The 18,139-nt window shown below is 52.8% G+C and carries 16 protein-coding genes and 1 tRNA gene; 14 read left to right on the plus strand and 3 right to left on the minus strand.

Annotated elements, in window-relative coordinates:
• Genes ELY38_RS16925 through ELY38_RS16935 form a run of 3 tightly spaced genes read right to left on the minus strand, consistent with a single transcriptional unit; the run spans position 1 to position 4,044 of the window.
• Positions 1 to 807 (minus strand): SDR family NAD(P)-dependent oxidoreductase, encoded by an 807-nt coding sequence (locus ELY38_RS16925; RefSeq protein ID WP_127063345.1) that lies wholly within the window; start codon positions 805 to 807, stop codon positions 1 to 3.
• Entirely contained in the window at positions 804 to 2,039 is a 1,236-nt protein-coding gene (locus tag ELY38_RS16930) for a capsule biosynthesis protein (RefSeq protein ID WP_127063346.1), read from the minus strand. Before ELY38_RS16930 ends, ELY38_RS16925 begins: the two co-directional genes overlap by 4 nt.
• 1 nt (position 2,040) lies before the next feature.
• On the minus strand, positions 2,041 to 4,044 hold the full coding sequence (locus tag ELY38_RS16935) for a capsular polysaccharide biosynthesis protein (RefSeq protein WP_127063347.1): 2,004 nt from the start codon (positions 4,042 to 4,044) through the stop codon (positions 2,041 to 2,043).
• Positions 4,045 to 4,319: 275 nt separating this feature from the next.
• Between ELY38_RS16935 and ELY38_RS16940 the strand changes: the two genes are divergently transcribed.
• The 14 genes from ELY38_RS16940 to ELY38_RS17005 all read left to right on the plus strand — a co-directional run bounded on the left by ELY38_RS16940 (position 4,320) and on the right by ELY38_RS17005 (position 18,113).
• A complete protein-coding gene (locus ELY38_RS16940) occupies positions 4,320 to 6,308 on the plus strand; it encodes a sensor domain-containing diguanylate cyclase (RefSeq protein ID WP_127063348.1) in 1,989 nt (662 codons plus the stop codon).
• 107 nt (positions 6,309 to 6,415) lie between these two features.
• Positions 6,416 to 7,363: an AEC family transporter gene (locus ELY38_RS16945; RefSeq protein WP_127063349.1), complete on the plus strand. Its 948-nt coding sequence runs from the start codon at positions 6,416 to 6,418 to the stop codon at positions 7,361 to 7,363.
• 68 nt (positions 7,364 to 7,431) lie between these two features.
• Positions 7,432 to 7,508: transfer RNA gene (locus ELY38_RS16950), tRNA-Arg, on the plus strand.
• Between the two features lie 165 nt (positions 7,509 to 7,673).
• On the plus strand, positions 7,674 to 8,867 hold the full coding sequence (locus tag ELY38_RS16955; protein WP_127063350.1) for a tyrosine-type recombinase/integrase: 1,194 nt from the start codon (positions 7,674 to 7,676) through the stop codon (positions 8,865 to 8,867).
• On the plus strand, positions 8,868 to 9,674 hold the full coding sequence (locus tag ELY38_RS16960) for an isochorismatase family protein (protein ID WP_127063351.1): 807 nt from the start codon (positions 8,868 to 8,870) through the stop codon (positions 9,672 to 9,674).
• 481 nt (positions 9,675 to 10,155) lie between these two features.
• On the plus strand, positions 10,156 to 10,461 hold the full coding sequence (locus ELY38_RS16965; RefSeq protein WP_127063352.1) for a helix-turn-helix transcriptional regulator: 306 nt from the start codon (positions 10,156 to 10,158) through the stop codon (positions 10,459 to 10,461).
• Positions 10,458 to 10,685, plus strand: a complete 228-nt coding sequence (locus ELY38_RS16970; protein ID WP_127063353.1) for a hypothetical protein — start codon at positions 10,458 to 10,460, stop codon at positions 10,683 to 10,685. The genes ELY38_RS16965 and ELY38_RS16970 overlap by 4 nt, the downstream gene beginning before the upstream one ends.
• 451 nt (positions 10,686 to 11,136) lie before the next feature.
• Positions 11,137 to 11,376 carry a hypothetical protein gene (locus tag ELY38_RS16975; protein WP_127063354.1) on the plus strand — a complete coding sequence of 80 codons (240 nt, stop codon included), beginning with the start codon at positions 11,137 to 11,139 and terminating at the stop codon, positions 11,374 to 11,376.
• The gene (locus tag ELY38_RS16980) at positions 11,369 to 11,680 is read left to right on the plus strand and encodes a hypothetical protein (protein WP_127063355.1); all 312 of its coding nucleotides are present in this window, start codon (positions 11,369 to 11,371) and stop codon (positions 11,678 to 11,680) included. Before ELY38_RS16975 ends, ELY38_RS16980 begins: the two co-directional genes overlap by 8 nt.
• Positions 11,673 to 12,665: a toprim domain-containing protein gene (locus ELY38_RS16985; protein WP_127063356.1), complete on the plus strand. Its 993-nt coding sequence runs from the start codon at positions 11,673 to 11,675 to the stop codon at positions 12,663 to 12,665. Before ELY38_RS16980 ends, ELY38_RS16985 begins: the two co-directional genes overlap by 8 nt.
• Positions 12,658 to 14,448: a DUF927 domain-containing protein gene (locus ELY38_RS16990; RefSeq protein ID WP_127063357.1), complete on the plus strand. Its 1,791-nt coding sequence runs from the start codon at positions 12,658 to 12,660 to the stop codon at positions 14,446 to 14,448. Before ELY38_RS16985 ends, ELY38_RS16990 begins: the two co-directional genes overlap by 8 nt.
• Before the next feature lie 429 nt (positions 14,449 to 14,877).
• Positions 14,878 to 15,783, plus strand: coding sequence for a hypothetical protein (locus tag ELY38_RS16995; RefSeq protein WP_127063358.1), 906 nt, complete (start codon positions 14,878 to 14,880; stop codon positions 15,781 to 15,783).
• A 747-nt stretch (positions 15,784 to 16,530) separates the two neighbouring features.
• Positions 16,531 to 17,364: a pPIWI-associating nuclease domain-containing protein gene (locus tag ELY38_RS17000; protein WP_127063359.1), complete on the plus strand. Its 834-nt coding sequence runs from the start codon at positions 16,531 to 16,533 to the stop codon at positions 17,362 to 17,364.
• 83 nt (positions 17,365 to 17,447) lie between these two features.
• Positions 17,448 to 18,113: a DUF4145 domain-containing protein gene (locus tag ELY38_RS17005; protein WP_127063360.1), complete on the plus strand. Its 666-nt coding sequence runs from the start codon at positions 17,448 to 17,450 to the stop codon at positions 18,111 to 18,113.
• Positions 18,114 to 18,139: the final 26 nt, after the last annotated feature.

Genomic DNA, 18,139 nt, shown 5'->3' on the forward strand with positions numbered 1-18,139 from the left:
TCAAGCGCCTTCCTGATGGTCGGTATGGTCAAAGCCCAGGCGTTTGATGAACCATTGGGAAACAGCAGCGGGGAGTACTGCCAGCCACCAGGTGCCAAAGTTAAGCGGGAAAGGAAAGCTGATGCGCGCTCGATTTGTATCAATGCCTTGCTTGATTACCTTGGCGGCTCTTTCCGGCGGCCATTCGAAAGGCTTGGGCCCAGGCATGGCATTGCACATGGGCGACGTTACATAGCCGGGCATTACCACGGTCACCCCAATGCCGTGAGGCGCCAACAAACCACGCAGCCCTTCGCCGTAGGCTTTGATACCTGCTTTGCTGGCGCTGTACGTGGGCGTGGTGGGCAGACCATGCCACCCGGCCAGCGAGCTGATGAAGACCAGTTGGCCGTGGCCGCGGGCCTTCATGGCAGGCACCAGGAGCTGGGCCATGGCGATAGGGGTTTTCAGGTTGATATCGATAAGTGCCTGAACGTCGTCCCACGGCTCTAACTGTCCTGGCGCCTGGGGGTGTGTGTTTTTACCGGCATTGGCAATCACGATATCGGGCGTGTGCTCGGCACACAACGTTTGAAGCCACTGCGAGAGCGCTGTCTCATCGGTTAGGTTAACAGAGGACGTGGTTACCTCAGCGCCCAGTTCGCGACAAGCTTCCGCCAGAGTCGCTAATGCCGCTTGCTGTCTGCCGTGTACTATTAGATGGGTATTCTGATTTGCGTAGGCGCGGGCAAGTGCGCCGCCAATCGCGCCGGTTGCGCCGGTAATCAGTACGCAGCGTTTGGGTAAAGCGTTAACAGAAGCGCTCAAAGCAGTTTCTCCAGCGGCGATGGGCAGGCTTCCAGTATGTGGGCAGCATTATTTACCGCGAGATCAATACTGGGCTGGCAGTAAAAGCCGCCGTTGACCTGCACGGTATGCATCACCGTGTTACGAAAATAGTTAAACAGCTGTTGACTTGGCGGTGGCGGCTGGTTCCAGAATTCATCCAGGCTCTCCGGATAGGTGAGACCGGCAAGGTTATAGATCGGGTCGCTAAGTGCAAAGGTGGGGCACTGTTTTTCAAGCGACACAAACCCGACAGTGCTATTCACCGTGACAACACCCACGGCGTGCTTGATCAGGGCGTCCAGATTGCCGGATTCCAGATAGACAATGCGCCCTTCCAAGCCGTAAAACCGGGATAACTGCTCGATGATACTAGGATAGTTGACCAGCCCCATGTCCAGCGGATGATTTTTAATGCACAGCAATGCATCACTTGGTGCATGCTCTGCAAAAGAGCCCATGACATGATCCATCACTTCCTGCATGTTGGCATAGGGCGAGTGATCGCGGATCTGGGCGTCGGTATTCAGCTGTAGTGGCAGTATGAAGTAAGGCCTGGCGCTTTCGATAAGCGTCTTGATGCGCTGGGCGTCTCTGGGCTTCCATTTTTTTAGCAGTGTGAAGCGTTTGATATAGCCCATGTATTCGACCGGGGCGGTGATCGGTGCATGATTACGATAGCGCGGCACCACCACCGGGTTGGCAAGCCCCGCCAAGTGATAGCCAATGTCATGCAGCGCGCGAATTTTAAACGATGATCGAAAACGTACCGGTGGCGGTAGTTCGGGCAGTGCCTTGCCCGTTTCATAAAACCAGTTGGGGTCGCGGGGCAGAAGCGAGTGACCGTTCACGCCATCGCGTTCCAGTGTGATCCAGAAGGGACGAAAGTAACCTTCTTCAAACACGTGGGTGCGTACGCCTGCTTTGGGCGCATTTTCAACGGCCGGCCTATGAATGGGTCGACGGTCACCAAACATTACCTGATCGGTAATTCCATAGCGTTGCCATAGCGCTTCAATATAGGCAGGCAGCTCGCTTAGCGGCTCACGGAACAGGTGGCTCTCGCTGTGGGTGCGCTGCCAGTAGGCCATGTCGCCAGCGTTGAAGTTGACCTTTACCACGCGGTGCCCATCGTCGGTAAGCCGACGCGCCAAACGTTGGTAGAAGGGCGAGCAGACCCCCTGTAAAAATAAGAATGCGCGCTTTTGCTTCAACTCAATGTCTTCCAATCAATAAATTGCGGTATAGCCGATAAAGACGCTGCTTCCATGTCAGCGCCGGTTGCTGTGTTCTTGCCTGTTCCAACAGACTAACGACGGTTTCCGCGTTGCAGAGCTGGCGGCTCAACGGATCGACATAGCTTGGGTAGAGAATTAGCGTACCTGCTACCAATGCATCAAGCGTAAGGAGGCGAGATCGGCGCTGGCAGTGCATGGCGTCCTGCGTTAATCCCCAACCAGCATAAAACGGCATGCCATAGGTAACTACTTGGCGGTGGCGTAAAAGCGCCTCAAACCCCGTCAGCGAACTCATGGTGTGAACCGCATCGACTCGCTCTAATAAGGAGGCGATATCCACGTGGCTGGCATCCAGATCATACAGACGTTTGGCACCAGGTTCGAGTGCACCTATGCGAGCGCCGGTGATAACATCCGGGTGAGCCTTATAGATGATGAACGCCTCTGGGTTAGCCTTACGCACTGCACGCAGCAGAGCGCTATTGGTGCGTATCTCGGGCGAACCGGTAGCAATGGAGGCGTCGCTTTCCACCTGGCCAGGTACCAAAATGGTTAACCTGTTTGCTGGCAGCTCAATAGTGCCTTGCCCGCGCACGTTATACTTGGAAAGCTTGAGTGCTACCAGTCGCTCACGCAAGTGAGCGGCGCGCTCGAGCAGGTCATCGCTGAATATCGTGTGCTGAAGCAGCGTTTCCAGGTCACTTGGCCGGCTTGGATCGTAATAAATGCCTTGAGCATCAATCACCAGCGACAGCGGCTGGGTAAGATCAACACCCAGCCCGACCGAGCGGATAAAGCCATCCTCTATGCGCCACAGATGTGGCATAAGAGCAGCGTGCTGCTGTTCGAATGCCTGATCAATACGGCTTGACCATACTAAAAGTTTTTGTTCGGGCAGCGTGGCCGGCAGCGCTTCCTGATAAGTTACACGGGCAGCGCTGCCGGTGAAGTGATGAATAAAGCGCCGTTTCCAGGATGAAAAGCCGCAGGCCAGCCATTCGCCTCGTAGCCGTTCCTGCTGGCGTTTCTGATCGGCAATCAATGCAATGGTGTCTTCAAGGGTAGTTGGCGTGAGCGTGTAGGGATTAACGTAGCGCGTATAACGTAAATAAGCCGCAGCAAATACTTCATTAAGCATACGTTGGGCACGGCGGCGCGTGCAGGGCAGGCGGTCCTGAGTGAGCCCCCAGCCGGCATAAAAGGGCAGACCAAAGCAGTGTACGCGCTTGCCAGCCAGCAGAGCTTCAAACCCCAATTGGCTGGTGACCACATAAACCGTATCCACCTGATCAAACAGTGCCCAGGGATTGATGTCTTCACTCACCACTTGGCAGCGCGGGTGTGTTTGTGCATTAAGGAGATGGCCCTGTTTTTTACCGGCAATAACGTCAGGGTGAATCTTGATCAGGATCTCCGCTTCGGGATGATTTTCAAGCGCGGTGTTGAGCATTTCATCAAAGCTGTCTGCCCTTGCTCCGCCATACTCAATAGACGCATCGCCTGCGGTTTGATCCACTACCAGTACACTTGCCTTGGGGGGGAGGTTGGTAGTGCGGTCCGGGGCGTGGTTATATTTTGAAAGTCGGTAACGGACGATTTGCTGGATGCACCGCTCGGCTTGATTGAGCTCGTCTTCTGTAAACGTGGCAGTATTAAGCCAGTTCTCCAGATCCGAGGGCCGCGAGGCATCGTAGTAGATGCCGGTGTAGTCGACTACCAAGCTGTGCGCTTGATAACCCATAACGCCTAGACCCAGCGAACGCAAAAAACCGTCCTCCAGGGCGATATAAGGTATCTTGTGGCGCTTGGCGTAGTGCCTTGCATAAATACTGGTAGACTTTACCCCCCAGCCGAGTACGGCATCGGGCTTTTTTTGTAATGGCCGCAGCCGGGAGAAGCGGCTAAATTCAGACAGCAGGACGGGAAGGGTATCGATTCTGCCAATACCAGCGGAAGTGTAGCCTGCCGTGTATTTCGCCATGGGGTATACTTCGTTAGTCTAGGAACTGAGATCAGCGAGCGAACATACGTGAAATACACCCGCTTATCAATTCAGCGCAGTAAGTGCTCACTTATCTAAACCGGTTTGAATAAGTACTCGAATACATTAAAAAAATTGCTTTAAATTATTTTTAATTAAAGCGCAAAATAACCATTCTTTTAGAAATTATATTTAACAAATACAATTGTTGTAGATCAAGTAATTGATTGTATTAAAAAGGATATTGGGTTTTGCTGTCTTGCCTGCTGAAAAAAATGTGCTCTTTTAGTACGCTGAGGGGCCGGCTTCTGCTGGGGCTTTTAGCGACTTTGTTGATACTGATATCGGTGTTGCTGGGGTTGGCATGGCAGGTGGGCAAGGCCATGGTGTTTGAAGCCAATATCACGCACCTGCGTTATGAAGCGCGCCTGCTGGCGGATGAAGTCACTCAGCAGGTTGACCTGCGTTTTCAATCGCTTCAACGGCTGAGTGACATTCTTGGCTATAGCGATGACCCGGAGTGGTTGAGCTATGAATTGGGCCATAACGATACACTCATGGCCTGGTTTGACGGCATCGTTGTGATTGACCGCTATGGTCACGTGGTTGCCGATTGGCCAAATGTAGTGGGACGCGTAGGGCTCGATGTCTCCGATACCGAATTTTTCAAGATGGTGCGCGGCACCCGGCAGCCGCATATGAGCGAGCCGTTTATAGGTCGGGCCAGTAAGGCGCCCATGGTATTGGTTAGCGTACCCCGTATTAATGAAAGCGGGGAGTTTGTCGGCATGATTGGCGGCAAACTCAGCCTGGATGCTGGGGGGCTGTTTAACCGTTTGGCAAAAGTGCGCTTGGGTGAGCAGGGCTATGCGGGGGTAGTCGCCGCCTCGGGCACTGTCTTGTATCACCCCGACTCTTCGCTTATTAATACTGATGTGGTTGATGTCATCGTTAATCCTCTACTGGATCTAGCACTTGATGGCTGGGAGGGGGGCGGAGTTGGCACGCTGCTCAGCGGGCAGTTGGGCCTGCAATCCTATACCCAGATCTGGCCGGCCAACTGGATTATCGGGCTTTATTTGCCCGCTGAGCAGGCGCAGCTGCCGTTGTCGGGCTTTATTCGTAGGCTTGCGTGGATATGGCTATTTCTTGCCATACTTGTCATGCCGCTTTTATGGTGGGTTTTGGCGCGCATTCTAGTACCGCTCAATCATTTGGAGACCCAGATAGGCGAAGTGGGCCTGGGACAGCGCCAGCACATTAGCCTGGCCACCAGCATGCATGAATTACAGCAAGTGGCTTCTACTTTTAACCGCGTGGAAAGCGAGCGTCAAACGCTTGTTGAGCATCTTCACGAGCGGCAGGCTTTCCTGGACACGGTATTAAGTGCCGCTCCACAGGGCATGTTTGTTGCCAACTTTGATGGCGCGATTACCTATATGAATCCGGCGCTGCTTGACATACTGGGCATCTCGTCTGATTGGAGCATGAGGGCATTGCTCGCGCGTATTCATGCCGATGACCGTAACGGCGCTCGCGACATGTGGCAGTACAGTCTTGGCAACGGCAGCGATTTTGTGCGTCAGCTGAGATTTACGCGCTTGGATGAGGAAGTGCTGTGGCTGGACGTCCATGCGCGAGTGGTTTTACTCACTCAGGGCGGTCATTCGCTTGGGTTGGTGGGTGTGGTGAAAGATATTACCGAGCGCCGCGAGCAGGAGGCGCTGCAACGTTGGGAGGCCGAACACGACCCGCTGACCGGACTGTTAAACCGACGAGGGTTTGAACGCCGCTTGGAAGAGGCCTTTGCCGATTTCAAGAAAACCAGTACGCCTTCTGCACTGTTAATGTTTGATTTGGACCATTTCAAACCGATTAATGATGAAGGCGGCCACTCCTTGGGTGATGAAATGCTGCGCCGCATTGCCCAGATAGTGGCTTGGAAAGTGCGCCGAAGTGACCATGTGGCACGCCAGGGAGGGGATGAGTTTGGCGTGTTGCTGCCCAGTTGCACTTTGCCACAGGCACAGCTAATTGCAGAATCATTACGCCAGGCTGGCAGTGAAGTTTCTGTGAGCCATTTAAATAAAGAGTACCGCGTAACGTTAAGTATTGGTGTTACCAGCTTTAATGATAGTGACACCCGTATCGAAGAAATACTTTCTCGGGCGGATGCGGCCAGCTATGAGGCTAAGGGAAAAGGCCGCAACAGCGTAGTGATTAAACCAACATCCGAGAAGAATGCTCCTACGCTGTTCAAGTAATATTGGATAGAAGTCTGGGTTTACGATTTGGTCTTCCCTCATTTCAATTCAAAAAATTATAGATAACCCCGAATACAAGAGCTTGCTGAATTGGTTGAGACAACTCTGTGAACCTACTTGAACTGTTTACTCAAACGCTGGATATCACCTTACCTGTGTTTGCTATGGTTTTTCTAGGTATTGGCCTAAAGCGCCTTGGCTGGATTGATCGAGCATTTGTGTCTACGGCCTCAGCGCTGGTCTTTAAGGCCACGCTACCTACGCTGATTTTTCTTAGCTTGATAAAAGCGGATATTAGCGTGGCATTGGATATCTCGCTGATGCTGTTTTTCGCCGCCGCGACACTTGGTCAATTTCTGTTGAGCTGGTTATGGGCGCGTTACCGCATTCCCTATGCCGAGCGGGGTATCTATGTTCAGGGAGCCTTTCGTGGTAACTGTGGGGTGGTGGGGCTGGCCTTGGCAGCCGGAATGTACGGCAACTATGGGCTTTCGGCAGGTAGTTTGCTGGTGGGCGTAGTCATTGTGATGTACAACGCATTATCAGTTGTAGTATTGGCGACATATCAGCCGGGGCAGGCGACCGATTGGCGAAGCATCCTCAAGCATATTGCCACCAATCCGTTAATTATCTCGGTAGTGGTAGCCTTACCGTTTACAGCGCTTTCCATTTCACTACCCAGTTGGTTGATGACCTCGGGGGAATACTTTGCCTCGCTTACACTGCCACTGGCGCTGATTTGTATTGGTGCCACGCTTTCGGTTTCAAGTATTCGAGACAAAAGCGAAGTGGCTTTCAGCTCCAGCATTATGAAAATGGCGGTTCTTCCCGTACTTTCGACCGTTGCCGCCTGGCTGATGGGCTTTAAAGACGAGCAACTCGGCTTGCTGTTTCTCTTCTTCGCCAGCCCCACCGCCGCGGCCAGTTTTGTAATGGTGAAAGCCATGGGCGGCAACGCGGCCCTGGCCGCCAACATCATCGCCATCACCACTCTGATGGCGAGTATTAGTATTACCCTGGGAATTTTTGCCCTACGGATGCTCGGCTGGATATAAGAAGCAGCTTAAGCGGGTTGGAGTGTTATCTGGAACACGCTATACTATGTGCCCCTTCTGTAAGCAAAGTCCCTGTAGCTCAGTAGGATAGAGCAGCCGCCTCCTAAGCGGCAGGTCGCAGGTTCGACTCCTGCCAGGGACGCCAACGGGCATTCTTCACAAGTCCTGAGAAAGCCAAAAATAGAGTGTAATACTCTGAAATACTAAGATTTTTAGCCCTCCTTGTTCCTCAGCGTTCCTTTCAAATCCAGCTTCCAAGTGGTATACAGAATGGTATATACCTCCATTCGGAAATACTCGATATACCATCATGGCGCTAACCGTTCGACAAATAAACGCAACCAAGCCCGGCACGAAAATTGTCACCCTTTCAGATGGCCTGGGATTAGAACTTAGGATCTGGCCCGATGGCCGCCGTGGCTGGCGTCTGCGCTACACACGCCCCAACGGCAAACGCAACATGACCAGCCTTGGTAAGTACCCTGATATAAGCCTTGCTGAAGCCCGAGAGAAGCGCACCGATATAAAGCGCTTGCTTGCTCAGGGAATCGACCCAGTAGAGCAGAAGCAGGACGATAAACGTAAGCAGCAATACGCCTCACAGAATACGTTCAAGGTGTTGGCCATGGAGTGGCACGCTTCCATGGTGCCGCGTTGGAAAGAAACGTCTAAGCGGGCTAACGACAGTAAGCGCGTGCTTGAGATGTATGTCTTTCCTAAGGTGGGAGAGCGCGCCATTGAAACCATCGTGCCGCTTGAATGGCTCGAAATCCTGCGCAGCCTGGAAGACGCTGGCAAATTCGAGCAGAGACGCCGCCTTCATGCTTTTTGCCGCGACATTTACCGCTTTGCCATCATAACGGGCCGCGCTCGTTACAACCCCCTTACCGACCTGAATACGGCGCTCAAGCCCTACAAGCGGGGAAGCTTTCACCATATCCCCCAAGACGAGCTACCCGAGCTTGTACGCGATATTGAGGCATACGATAAAAGCCCCATTGTGCGCATTGGCCTCAAGCTTCTACTGCTAACCGCAGTGCGCCCCGGTGAACTGCGTATGGCCGAGTGGAAAGAGTTCGACCTACAAGCCGCCGTTTGGAAGATCCCCGCCGAGCGCATGAAGATGGGCAGGGCGCACCAAGTGCCACTGCCTACCCAGGCCGTTGACGAGCTGCGCTACCTGCACAAGCTGACAGGTACGTTCAAATTGCTTTTCCCAGGCCGGAACAACCCACGTAAGCCGCTATCTGATGCGGCGTTTGGCATGGCACTCAAGCGCATAGGATACGAAGGGCGACACGTGCCCCACGGTACTCGCCATGTAGTGGCCACCGGGCTAAAAGAGCTTGGCTACCCAAGGGAATGGATTGAGCTACAGCTATCGCACAAGCTGCCAGGCATTGAAGGTGTTTACACCCATGCCCAGCACATGGCCCCGGATCAGCGCCCTGCGATGATGCAGTTTTGGGCGAACTACCTAGATAACATTAGCGCTGAGGTTTAAATGCGACTCAAGCTACCTATTAATTGCCCTAATTGCGGATCGAAAACCCGTACTAGATCGAGCCGGAAAATGGCAGAGGGGTATCATGTTTTATATCAAGAATGCACTAACGAGAAGTGTGGCAATAAGTTTAAAGCTGACGAGGTATTCAGTGACACGACAATCGATGCGGTGGCGGAAAATTTCGGTTTAATGGGCTTAAACCCTGATGCATGTGCGTTGATGATCATCGATCAGCAGCAAGCGGATATGTACTATCCCGTTTTTAGAAAGCGCAATAACGAGCGCGCAGAGTACAACATGTTTCGGCTGTTGAGTGCATGGCGTGAGAACTCGCTGCCCATCATCCATGTTCGTCATCTCTCAGGTGATCCAGACTCTCCCTATTCCCCCGGCCATCCTGGTGTGCGTTTTAAACTTGGTTTAGAACCTCTCGCTAACGAGAAGATTTTCGATAAAAGCATCACGGATGCCTTTTTACGCTCCAACATCGAGGATTGGCTGCTTAAGCGATCCATTCGCCAACTCGTGGTGGTGGGATCGAGCAGTGAAGGTGCAGTAGAGGCGACGGTAAGAAGCGCCTCTAACTTAGGGTTCACCGTATGGGTTCCTGATGACGCTTGCTACACCTTCGAGAAATTCAGTTACGACGCCGTGGATATTCTTCCCGAAACTGTCCATACCCTTGCCATGACGAACTTGCACCAAGGTAACTCCACGGTAGTGGATACTACGTTGGTGCTTCACGCGATCGAGCACGCCACGTCTGCCAAAAGTGGTAAAGGGAAAGGCCAGCGCCACCACTGAGAGATGGTCAGAACGGCTGCGTGTTGTAAGATTCGCCATTTCTACAACAGAGAAAAATCGAGTCATTTTATTTCATAAGCTATTGAATTTTAGTAATTAAAAGTATTTAACCATGGGTTTTTTATTTGGGCGCTTCACTACACATGGGTGGTGAAGCGCCTTTTTGTTGTATGTCCATACAGTGTTTACAGCAGGTGTTTCTGGCCGTCCTGCCTGTTCCTCGTCAAGCTGTTGGTGTCTTGAACGCAACGCTTGTCACGCCATCTATCAACGCGAGGAACTCACCACATGACACACCTTAGAACCTCCTTTCGACTCTCAGGGCTCCCCTTGTGATGACAATCGAAGCACACGCAGCGGATAGGGCGTTGTGCGGGAAGATTGGCACAACGGCCACCGATGGCGTGCCCCACTGACAACCGTCAAGCTTCATAGGGCCAGTAGGGTACATACCCGGAAGACACCGCGAGGACACGAAATAATGCCTGAACTCACCACCCACACACCGCCTTTCAAAACGGTGAACAAGATCCAGCTCGGCAACCGACTGTTACGCCGTAAAGAGGTGGAGCAGAAAACCGGCAAAAGCCGCTCGGCCATTTATGACGGCATCCGCCAGGGCACCTTCCCGGCCCCGGTACCGATTGGCGGCAAAAGCGTTGCTTGGCTTGAGGAGGAGGTGGATAGCTGGATCGCCCACTGCCTCGAGGAGCGCAAACGCCAGACCCTGGAAAATCGCCCCGCACCGCTACGCATGACCGCCCAACCGCAGGAGCAACGCGCATGAGCCAATTTGAGATCACTATCAACGGCACCACGCTAAACCTAACCACTGAGGATATGGCCGCGATTGAAACTGCCATGGCGGACGCAATGCGCACCCCGCATCAAAAAACGTTCCGTAAGGGCACTACGGGTAACGTCTACGCCAAGCTATTGAACGGCCCAGGTAGTAACGGCCAGCACTTCAGTCATGGCTTGCCTGCCGGTTACATCGAAACCGACTGCTAGACCCCTAAACCCCACCAAACAGCTTTAACGCTGCTGGGCCAACGCTCAGCGGGTATGGGGAAGCTTTGTCTGTAAATCGCAAAAAGGCCCCAGCGCGGGGAGCACTGAAGCCTAAGCGAAGAAACATCAAAGGGAAGACATGAAGCATATCAAATTAAGCGTAATTTGCTGCCTCGAAGGCTTGCGAGGAACACTGAGGAATGATTATCATGGCTGTGCTGTAGCAAAATCTACAGCCGGGCGTGAGAACCCGAGTTCACAAAGGCGCTACAGCGCCCCTACCATTGCAGGCGCTTTTTTTGTACCTGTAATGCGTCCTTATGGTGGCTGTGCGTGGGCACGCTTCGGCGTGGCCGGTTTCCTTTGTGGCCGGTTTCTCACCCCGCGTACAGTCGCCTCCAATCGCGTGAGAACGGTTGTTGGTGACTCCATACACGAAGGAGTCTTACCCATGGCCAATCAAAGCCAAGGTGCGTATACGCACACCCAAATTTCCCCCTCGCAAATTGCCACTGCCTTAATCGGCACCAAACTTATTGCCTATCGCGTAAACCGTCGCCCCGAACAGCTTTCTTACCTGCTGGGACTGGTGCGCATGGCTACCGCACTTGGCCACATTTCTTCCGAAGACCATTCCCAATTAATGATCGACCTGGAACGCCTTGTTGTTGAGGAGGTGCCCCATGTCTAATCCAACGCCACGCCTTGAAGATGCGCTTTGCCTTACCGAGGCCGAGTGCCTTTTGATCGACCCCCGCGCCAGAGCAGAGGATCTATTCGACCAGTGCGAAACTCGCCTGGAAGCGGCAAGCAATCTGATGATGACGCTAAGCACACTAGATGCCCCTGGGGCCTGCGCTGATGCGCGTGACCTAGCTAATGTGGCGTTACCTGGTCGACTATTGCTTGCTGATTCACTCGATTTGCTCATGGCTGCCCGGCGAGTCGCTAAAGGCCAAGCAGCGCCTGCCAGGAAGGGGGGCGAGCATGGCTAAATCGACCGTTCAAAAGATCCAACAAGTAGCCATAGCCGCATTAAACGACGTTGAGACGTTACTAGCCGAATGGCTGCCTGATGGCATCCGCCAGGGTAGCGAGTGGGTAGCGCGCAACACGGCCCGAGACGACCAGGGTAAAGGCTCGTTTGGCGTATCACTGGCCAGCGGCAAGTGGAACGACTTTGCTGACTCAGATGCCCATGGTGGCGACTTAGTATCGCTGCTTAGCTACTTACAGGGCTGCCGACAGGTCGAGGCGGCCATGCAAATTGACCAGCGCTTAGGGCTGGGTATTTTTCAACGCAACGGTGAGGCGCAAGCCTCACCCCCCATTACCTCTACGTCTACCAAAAGCCAGCTACGCCAACAGGCAGAAGCCGAGCGCATAGCCTCCTTGCAGAAAGCGGCCCAACTCGCCAAACGGCTTTGGCAAAGCGCGCAACCGGCATGCCCTGGCCACGCCTACTTAGTGGACAAAGGCATAAGCCCTTACCGACTTCGGCAAACGCCGCAAGGCCAGTTAATGGTGCCGCTTTATGCACATGGGGAGCTGGTCAACGTTCAGTTGATCGACGCCCAAGGCAATAAGCGCTTTTTGAAAGGTGGGCAAGTGCAGGGCGCCTATGCGCCGCTTGGCCGGGTAATGCCCGGAAAGACGCTTTATGTGTGTGAGGGCTGGGCTACCGGGGCGACTATTTACGCCCATACCCGCGAGCCGGTGGCGTGTGCCATGCATGCTGGCAATCTGGAGCCAGTGGCCCGTGCCTTGTGCGAGCGGTATGGCCACCTTGAAATGGTAATAGCCGGTGATGATGACCGCGCTACCCCTGGCAACCCTGGGCGCACAGCCGCGAACGCTGCTGCATTAGCGGTGGGCGCGTTAGTGCTTTTCCCCGCTTGGCCAAAGGAAGCCCCCCATAGATTGACCGATTTTAACGATCTGGCGCGCTGGTATCGCCAGCAAGGGGGCCATGATGAGTGATAAGAAACGTGAGCAGCAAAGCCATCTTGCGTTAGTTGGCCAACCGACTGCGCCGGAGATCGACACCTTGGAGCGGCCAAGCTATGCCGTGTACGAAGGCCAGACCCTGGTAGATGGAAAGCTATTCAAAGCAGGCACATGGTTTCACGGCATCAAGCAAGGGCAGGGCGATGATATCGGCCAGCCGTTTGATTTATGGGTATGTGCGCCGCTGCATGTGGACGCTGAGACGGTTAATAGCGATGACGGTAGCGTAGGCCGCCTACTTCACTTCAAGCACCGGGGCCGCGTGGTCGAGTACGTCATGCCCATGGAAGCGCTGGCCGGTAAAGGTGAGGAGGTATTGAAAGCCCTTTTCCGGCAGGGCTTAAAGGTGGAGTACCACCAGCGCCGTTATGTGCCTGCGTATATCGCCAGCCACCACGATCTAAAGCGCGTGCTGGCCACCACCACCAAACCCGGCTGGCACGACGCCAGCGGCGCGTTTGTACTGCCTAGCAAGATCCTGGGCGGCCAGGATGTGCGCTTTCAGGATAGCGGCAAGGGGGCGCACCTGTTTTCCGAACGCGGCACGTTGGAAAGCTGGCAAAGCGAGCTGGCGTATTACTGCCAGGGGAACCCGGTACTGATTCTATCCGTGTGCTGCGCACTGGCCGGGCCGCTGCTTTCAAAAGTAGGGGTAAACGGTGGCGGCGTGCATTTGGTAGGCGATTCCTCAAGTGGTAAGTCACTGGCTCAGGCTATCGCTGCCTCAGTGTGGGGCGACCCCAGCCGTTTCGCCGCCTCGTGGGATATGTCGCGGGGCGGTATCGAGATCGAGGCATCGTCACGTAATGACACGGTGCTGATTCTGGACGAGATCAAGCGCGCCGACCCCAAACGGGTACAAGAAATGGCCTACGCCATCGCTAACGGCACCGGCAAAGGCACGATGACCCGCGAGCGGGAAGGGCGGCCCAAGCTCTACTGGCGCGTATTGGCGCTATCCAGCGGCGAGCGCTCGCTTTCTGAACATGCGGCCATATCCGGTAACGCCGCCCACGCCGGGGCAGAGCTGCGCATGGTGGACGTGAACGCGGGAACCCGCACTTATCGCGCCTTCGATGACGTACACGGCATGGACGGGGCCACCTTTCACCGGAAGCTGACCACAGCTACCGCGCACCACTTCGGTGTGGTGGGGCCTGCGTTTGTCGAACGGTTGATTAAGGAGACTGACCCCGACGTTTTCTATCAGCGCTTTGCTGAAGTGCGGGCAGGGTTCAACTCCGATGGCCCCCAGGCGGGCAGGGTGGCGGATCGCTTCGCCATCATTGGCCTAGCGGGCGAACTGGCGACCACCTACGGCATTTTGCCGTGGGAAGAAGGTACCGCAGCTAACGCCAGTCGTCAGCTATTCCGCGAGTGGGTCGCCAGCGTAGGCGATGGAAACGCAGAAGATCGTCAAATACTTAGCGCGCTATCAGACTTTATCGCTATGCACGGTGATAGCCGCTTTTCTAATATCGCTGCTGAGCTGCCCAATGCTGGTATCAAGCACCGCGCCGGTTACTACGAGATCGAGGACAGAAAGCGCTTGTATCTGTTCAACCGTGCCTCACTAACGGAAGCGGCAGCGGGCTATGGCAGAGACCGCGTGATTCGTACCCTGGAAACCTACAACGTGTTGGCCAAAACCGACAGTGGCCGCCGCCAGAAAAACTACCGCCTGCCAGGAGGAGGGAGCACGCGCTTCTTCGTCATTGATCCCGACAAGCTTGACGGCGAGCGAGGAGGCGAATGATGAAGAAGCAATTTACACGTGAACCTAGTTTTTATGGCAACACTGGCTACAACGGCAACGCCCAGCAATCACGGGGGGTTGAGGTGTTGCCTATTAATAAGAGAGGTGGCAACAAAGGCAACACATATCTTTATACCTATATATCCCCTGTGCCTACCTGTTGCCGTTTTCAAAAAGCGGCTACAGGTTGCCAAAAAAAATACCAATTAAATCAATGGTGTTGCCGGTGTTGCCACGTTGCCCGCATTTTTGAAAACAGTCAGGGGAATATTAGGGGTAGGAAGCTTGTTGATGGGCGAACTTTTTCCCATCACTTGAGACCGATGCCCCTTCCTGGCAGGCGGATTTACACCTTACTGACCACTTCCCGTTGGTGGGGCGCTGGCTCCACCGTTCCACCCGCGCACACAAGCCCAACGTGAGGCCCACATGACCGACCAGACACCGGCCACCCCTAAAGCCACTGAGCAGGAGCGACACACCATGCAGATAGACAATATGCGTTACTTCAAAGCCCCCGAGGTTGTCGATTTGGGAGTATCAGAAGCGAAGCTGGAGGCACAGATCGAGCGGGAGCGTGCCGCCTACATGGTTCGGCGCTCGAAGCTCGAGAGTGCTTCAAGCAGACTGAACAAGTTGAGGAAGACCCTAACTGCATTGAACGAGCAATCCGAGGCGTCGGATAAAGCATGGCGGCTAGATTTCGTGAAGGGATTTGGAGAGCAGAGTAAGTCGGTACGGGAGCAGCTCAAGCAGAAAGGCAAATGGTCGGTCGAAGCCGAGCAGACTCAGGAAATGATTGCGATGCTCGAGCCGCAACTGGAATGGCTCCAGATGCATACCCACGCGGCAAGAAAAGTCTTACAGAAGACGGTGACGCTGTGGTGTGAGCTGTCATCACACAATGCGCTGATAAACAGCTTAAAAGAGCTGTCTACCACCGACGGAATTGCGGCACTGAGTGCCGAGGTGCCCACACTGTTCAAGCGTATCAAAGAGGATACCTACAACGATGACCTTTTCATGGTTGGCCTGGGTTTCGATGTATCGTTTAAACGAGGAAGTGCTATCGCTTCCCAGCTCAGTCGAGAAGATACGATCCAGGTAAACCACGAGATCCGTGATCGCCAATATTCAGCGCTAGGTGAACTCGTGGCGAGTATTTTGCCAAAGGTTAGAAAGGTGGTAACACCGACTGCGCAGCTACCCGAGCGTCTAAGCTGTGAGGCCGATGCCAACGAATACCCGTCCACTTTCGGCTTCTCTCGTCGTTTGAAGGAGCTTGAAGCGCTAATGGAGTACGTGCCCAACCTGGAAGATCTCGACGCCGCATAGGCAAAAGATGCTGGTATGTGATCTACGCCCCGCCCTTGTGCGGGGCGTTCGTATGTTAGGGCTTAGCGAGAAAAGGGCAGCCACTGAACGCGTCCACAGGCCGTTTAGATAGGATGTTGCCAACCTCATACCCGCGTACCGGCCGCGCCCCACGGCGCGCTATCGACACCCCGCCCCGCCCGCGCGCTAAATGTAGTAGTTTTTATGCACCCCTGAAAACGCCGCCAAACCGCGCTACTGCTGGGCTGGCTGGTGGAAAATGGGTGCATGAAAATTATGCGAATTCATGCGGGGTTATGCAGTTTTAACGAATAGAGCAGGTAGCAACAAACTAAAGCTGTGATATCGGCTGGCCGAAAGCTAAAAAGGACATTCCTGACAAGACCCTGTGGAGCTCAAGCCTTCCGGCGTAGGATGGTCTAAAGTCGCAGCTAAACGGGTTGCATAGACGGAAAGGAATGGGCAATACTGCTAAAAATAATTAATTAGTGGAGGCATGGGCTCATGAGGATTAATTTTATTGCGACCATAATTTGTAAATTATCAGCAACCACTAATGGTGCCGTTGAGCGAGCTCATTGTTTGATTTCAGAAGCCTGTATTTCTTACGTATCAGGAACCTCTATACCCGTACTTTACGGCAGCCATCGACCCAAGGTGGCCCTTCCGGCGAAAGCAGCATGCTAATTCAGCCATGTTATGCAGCGGGCACGATAATCTATGTTAAGTTGCCATGATAGATCGAGCATGAAGTTAAAGAAATTGATATTAATTCCGGAGGTGGCCCAGCTCTACTCTCACTTAGAAAGTGACTTTGAGAAGGAGATATATACTGCTGCACTCAGAAATTATTGCAGCATGGGAAACCCGATCAGATTCAATAATTTTGCCTTCGTGATTCGAGAGCTTCTAACTAAAGTGGTCGATAGGCTGGCTACAACGGAAGATGTCAAAAAAGCCAAGTGGTACTCAAAAGAAAGTGAGGATTATGAAGTTACGCGAAAGCAACAATTGAAATTCTGTGCTCAAGGCTATTTTGTCGATTCGGTTCTTCCTGACTGGATCGAAGAGGAAGTCGATGAGTTTATAAAAGAATATGTAAAGCTTTACAGAAAGCTCAATCAATATACCCATATAAGCGAGAAATATAAAGGGTTGTCACCACAAAAAGCTTTTTCATTTTTAAAAGATCTTGTAGTTACTTTTTCGGCAATACTATCCACTCTCTCCGATATAAAGGGCCATATTACAGAAGAAATAGAGAGTGAAGTTCATGATGTTGTTTTCGATAAGCTCATGTTTGAATCGCATGAGGCCCTTATTGAATTATCTGGTCAGACAATCGTGGAAGGTATAAATATAGAAGGGTATTGGCTTTCAAGGGTAGAGCCAGATTCCATCATGTTTGAAGGCGAAGGCTTCGTAGAGTGTGAATTAAATTACGGGTCTAAACATGACGGTATGTCAATGAGTCATGATGTGCCTTTTTCGTTTTGCCTGGTTGCTAGTATAGAAAAACCAACTGAGCTAGATTTTTACGAGCAGGGTATGTATTTAGATAACAGTAGTTTCTATGAGTAGCAACTTAACAAGCGCGTCAATTAGGACGCTCGCAAGCTTGCGCCTATTACACGAGCGTTAAGTCATAAACCAAGGAAATCAGAGTGAACCAGAAAATCTCCGAGCGATTCACAAACTTGATTGGCGAGATCGATGCTATAGACTCCTCCAAAACTAGGTCCTCTGGAGATTTTGGTGACGGCTGGAAAATTGATAGTGATGCTTTTCTTGCTTGGCGGGTGAAGGCTAAAAATATAATCCTCCAAGTATGCGGTGAAAAGTCCCAGCATTTTATTGAATTCACTCAATCTGAGAAGGTTGCTGGCTTAGGGGACGGCTATCATAGTGCCCTAAAACGAACGCGAGCCGTTTTCAGTGCAGCGAAAGATGATTTTGAAGGAGGGTATTTAACTTCTATAAAATCTTTAGTTCAAGCAGAAGTCTTCGATAGCGAGCTAGAACAAGCAGAAGAGCTTCTTGCGAGTGGATATCACATAGCAGCTGCGGTTATCGCTGGCGTTGTACTCGAGACCGGCCTAAGAGAGCTGTGCGACAGAAATACTATTCCACACTCAAAGCTAGATAAAATGAATGCTGACCTTGCAAAAAAAGGTGCATACAACAAGCTTCAGCAAAAAAGAGTTACAGCGCTTGCTGATATTAGAAACAGTGCCGCTCATGGAAAGCCTGATGAATTCACCGTTGAAGATGTACGGGCAATGATAAAAGAAGTGGGACAATTTTTAGCCGTAAATTTGAGCGCTGAGTAGCAACTTAACAATCGCAGCCACTGGGA

It is taken from the genome of Vreelandella nanhaiensis, from assembly GCF_003990185.1.
GTDB lineage: Bacteria > Pseudomonadota > Gammaproteobacteria > Pseudomonadales > Halomonadaceae > Vreelandella > Vreelandella nanhaiensis.